Source organism: Gordonia sp. NPDC003422 (assembly GCF_053588675.1).
Window position 1 is genome coordinate 1 of record NZ_JBSFQL010000078.1, and the last position, 1,018, is coordinate 1,018.

At 59.7% G+C, this 1,018-nt stretch carries 2 protein-coding genes; one reads left to right on the forward strand and one right to left on the reverse strand.

The window, feature by feature from the left end:
* Window positions 1–80: 80 nt before the first annotated feature.
* Window positions 81–449: a hypothetical protein gene (locus ACWDTF_RS24840; protein WP_355279480.1), complete on the reverse strand. Its 369-nt coding sequence runs from the start codon at window positions 447–449 to the stop codon at window positions 81–83.
* A 151-nt stretch (window positions 450–600) separates the two neighbouring features.
* Here ACWDTF_RS24840 and ACWDTF_RS24845 point away from each other — a divergent pair.
* On the forward strand, window positions 601–1,018 hold a 418-nt coding region (locus ACWDTF_RS24845; RefSeq protein ID WP_449755252.1), incomplete at its 3' end, for a TetR/AcrR family transcriptional regulator.

A 1,018-nucleotide genomic window follows, 5' to 3' on the forward strand; every position in this document is an offset into this window, starting at 1 on the left:
ACGGGCACCTACCTGACCGCCAGCGGGCAGTCCTTATTGGCCGTCAGCGGGCACTTTCATGGCCGCACACGGGCAGTTTTTCATGGCCGTCGACATGCGGCGGACTGCGCCATTTCGGCTCTGCTGTAAGCGTTTGCAATTTTGGTTGCACCACGAAGAATGTCTTCACCCATCGCATGGAATTCGGATTCCGTATGTGGAACGATCCCTCGCACTGTGGCAATGCACATCGCGAGCCTTGCTACGGTCGTGACGACAGTTTGCGCAGGCTCGTCGCCATTCAGGTCAGCTTTGAGCTGAATAGTAAAATGCCGCTTGATAATTGGAATAAGACAGGCATCCTCAACCCCGGGGTGCTGTCGACGGAGTTCTGCGACCAGATCTTTCGCGGGCGCGAGCTGATTTGCAAAGATTCCTCCGAGCAACTCGCCGACTTGGTCGGCATCCATCGTGGTCGAACCGTTTGGTTGACTCGACGACCTCCCTCCGTTCGGACCCGGGTCCGGAGCGTCAGCGATGACCGAGAGCCGTCAAGGACTTACTGTAGTGATTGCTACGGCAAGAGATGACCTTGTTCACGGTTGTCAGAAGGGCGAATCAATGGCAGACACATCGCGGCGGCGGCGCGCCAACGGGGAGGCGTCGAGGTCCAAGATCCTTGATGCGGCAACCGAAATCGCCAGTGAACGCGGATACGAGGGAACCAGTATCAACTTGGTGAGCAAGCGGTGTGGGTTGCCGGCGAGTTCGATCTACTGGCATTTCGCCGACAAAGACGACCTCATCGCGGCGGTGATCGAGCGAAGCTTCGGTCGATGGCTTTCGGCGTGGAACATGCGCGAGGACGGGACGCCCCGTGACCGAGTCGCCGAGATGGCAATGCAGGTTGCCAAGGCGCTACTCGAGTCACCCGACTTTCTGCGGGGGAGAGTCCCAGGGGGTGGTGGGGTTTCGGTCCTGACGTCAGCTGAGCCGGTCGTGACTGGTCCGGCGTGTCGTGGGGGCTTGGGGTGGGCCA

Bases quoted from the DNA above. Each gene is read 5' to 3' on its own strand.
- ACWDTF_RS24840 (WP_355279480.1), bottom strand. From the start codon at position 449: ATGGATGCCGACCAAGTCGGCGAGTTGCTCGGAGGAATCTTTGCAAAT.